The following is a 2,727-nucleotide window of genomic DNA, read 5'->3' on the forward strand; positions in this document are numbered from 1 at the left end:
GCTCAGTGGGCGACGAAGAACGATGCGCGCGTGACCAGAGTGGGCAATTTTATTCGTAAAACCCGCATCGACGAGCTACCGCAGCTGATTAATGTATTTAAAGGCGAGATGTCACTGGTGGGCCCGCGCCCAGACTGGTGGGTCCGCGCCCAGAGCGCGAAGTGTTTATTGAAGAGTTAGAGAAGTCTATTCCCTATTATCGCTTTCGTCATGCTGTCAAGCCAGGAGTAACAGGGCTGGCACAAGTTAAATACCCTTATGGCGCCTCAGTTGAAGATGCGATTTGGAAACATAAATATGATGTGTATTACATCAAACATCAAACGTGGAAAATGGAATTGAGAATTCTGTTGCTTACGGTAAAGACAGTCCTGTTTGGAATGGGAAGATAGTAACTAAAAAGGATCTTTACGATATACACGCCGATATTATTTATAAAACGCTTTGTACCACTCTACCAGTTCAGGTACCACTCTACCAGTTCAGTCACACCCTGCTCGAGCGAGATTTGCGGTTTATACCCTGTCGCTTTAAATAAGTCTTGTGTATCCGCGTAAGTTTGATAAACATCACCAGGCTGCATTTCACGGAAGTTCTTTTTCGCCTCAATGCCAAGAGTACGCTCAATGCATTGAACAAATTCCATTAAATTCACTGGCGAGCCATGTCCGATATTATAGACGGCATAAGGCGCAGAGCTAGAAGCTGGCGTGCCCGCTTCAACGGTCCAATCATTGTTGCGTGATGGAATAACATCCGCAATACGCACCACGCCTTCAACAATATCGTCTACGTGAGTGAAGTCGCGCCACATATCACCATTATTATTAATATCAATGGTTTCACCTTTTAAAATCTTATCGGTAAAAATAAATGGCGCCATGTCTGGTCGACCCCATGCGCCGTATACCGTAAAGAAGCGAAGCCCTGTCGTCGGGATATCGTACAAGTGCGAGTAGCTATGGGACATAAGCTCATTCGACTTTTTCGTTGCCGCATACAAAGAGACGGGGTGGTCTACCGAGTCTGAAGTTTCAAACGGTACCTTTGCATTCAGCCCATAGACTGAGCTCGAAGAGGCATAAATGAGATGTTTTACCTTCGTTTGACGACAGCCTTCTAACACGTTCAAATGCCCCACTAAGTTGGCATCCGCATACGCATGTGGGCTTTCAATCGAATAGCGCACCCCTGCTTGCGCCGCCAAATGAATCACCCGATCAAATTGATGCGTCTCGAATAACGCTGCCATTTTCTCGCGGTCGGCAATATCAAGTTGTTCAAAGGTAAAATTTGGGTGCTCAATGCGGGCTAGGCGCGCATGCTTTAACGATACATCGTAGTAGTCATTCAGGCTATCTACACCAATAACATGATGACCAGCGGCCACAAGCTTTTCTGCTGTCGCGCTGCCAATAAATCCGGCCGCACCAGTGACAAGATATTTCATATAATCCTCGCTGAAAGCCTAAGAATGGAGAAGTCGATATGCAGCAACTTTTACGAAATGAGGTGAACAACGAAGTATTGATTTAATCGTAGAATTGATCAGCAACTGCCGAGCCGATAGGAAATTAATACTCTTTTGATATCGTAAAAGCTGGATTTCATACTTTAAATAAGAAAATCCGCGTCTTGATGCCATTTCACTACCGGCCCGCATTTTTACGAGTACTTTATCAAGGTTAGCCAGCTTATATCCTTTACTCAGCAGCAAACTCCACAGTGCATAGTCCTGTGCTTTCCGAAGTGGAGGATAACCTCCAACATCAAGAACGGCTGATTTCCTAAATACGACAGACGGATGATTCATGGGACTTCTTGATTTAGCAAATCGACAAATATCATCATGACTGCCCGGAACTCTGCGAGCTCCCAGGCGTTTAGTCATATCTGTATTCCACTCATCTACTAACCCGCCACATACACTGATATCAGTGTTTTCGAGCATATAAGGGATCTGCAGTTCAAACCGATTAGACTCAGCAATATCGTCTGTATCCATCCGCGCAACGAGCTCAAATTTACTTTTTTCCAAACCTATATTAAGCGCTGCACCGAGACCTTTGTTTTCCTCAAGAGAAACAACAGTTAAAAGTCTTCCAATATTAGTTTTTATCTCACTCAAAACATTTTCTAGCTTTGGCGTTAACAATCCATCTTTAACTAAGATAATTTGGCTTGGCTTTAATGTCTGAGAAAAGTAAACGCTATTGATTGACTCAATTAAAAACGAAGGGGATTCATTTTTATAAACAGACAACAAGACAGAGAAACCAACATCATCATTTTCACTAGAAATTTTAAACTCACCACACAAAACGTAAACTCCTAATGAATTCCGAGATCTCTAAACTGACGAACCCAGTAGTCCTTTGTAGTAATTTCCGACGACTTCCTTACTCCGCTTAACAACTGGCTGTAATTAGAGTAATTCATTATCTTAACGATTGCATCTTTCAAATGTTCGTATGAATGGCTAGGAATTAAATATCCGTTATAGCCATTCTTAACAAATGCTGACACTCCGCCAACATTAGTGACAACAATGGGTAGTCCACAAGCCCACGCCTCCAATATAACGCGCGGAAAGCCCTCATATCTATTTTTCGATGGAACGACCAAAACATCAGACTGAGACAGATAATAAGATATATCTTTATTAGGCACTTGACCTAAAAAATTAACATTCGAACTCTTATTGCTTTCTTTTAATTCTTCTAAAAG

Annotated in this window: 3 protein-coding genes and 1 pseudogene; 1 reads left to right on the forward strand and 3 read right to left on the reverse strand. The window is 42.7% G+C overall.

Annotated features, from left to right (window positions below):
- A pseudogene (locus tag BZG77_RS15085) lies at window positions 1-392 on the forward strand (sugar transferase); the annotation flags it as partial.
- 62 nt (window positions 393-454) lie between these two features.
- Here the strand turns inward: BZG77_RS15085 and BZG77_RS14415 are convergent.
- The 3 genes from BZG77_RS14415 to BZG77_RS14425 all read right to left on the reverse strand — a co-directional run.
- On the reverse strand, window positions 455-1,450 hold the full coding sequence (locus BZG77_RS14415; protein ID WP_077647736.1) for an NAD-dependent epimerase: 996 nt from the start codon (window positions 1,448-1,450) through the stop codon (window positions 455-457).
- 18 nt (window positions 1,451-1,468) lie between these two features.
- On the reverse strand, window positions 1,469-2,320 hold the full coding sequence (locus BZG77_RS14420) for a glycosyltransferase (RefSeq protein WP_241844168.1): 852 nt from the start codon (window positions 2,318-2,320) through the stop codon (window positions 1,469-1,471).
- An 11-nt stretch (window positions 2,321-2,331) separates the two neighbouring features.
- On the reverse strand, window positions 2,332-2,727 hold a 396-nt coding region (locus BZG77_RS14425), incomplete at its 5' end, for a glycosyltransferase (protein WP_131826169.1).

It is taken from the genome of Salinivibrio sp. IB643 (assembly GCF_001996105.1).
Lineage (GTDB): Bacteria > Pseudomonadota > Gammaproteobacteria > Enterobacterales > Vibrionaceae > Salinivibrio > Salinivibrio costicola.

Bases quoted from the DNA above. Each gene is read 5' to 3' on its own strand.
- BZG77_RS14415 (WP_077647736.1), bottom strand. From the start codon at position 1,450: ATGAAATATCTTGTCACTGGTGCGGCCGGATTTATTGGCAGCGCGACA.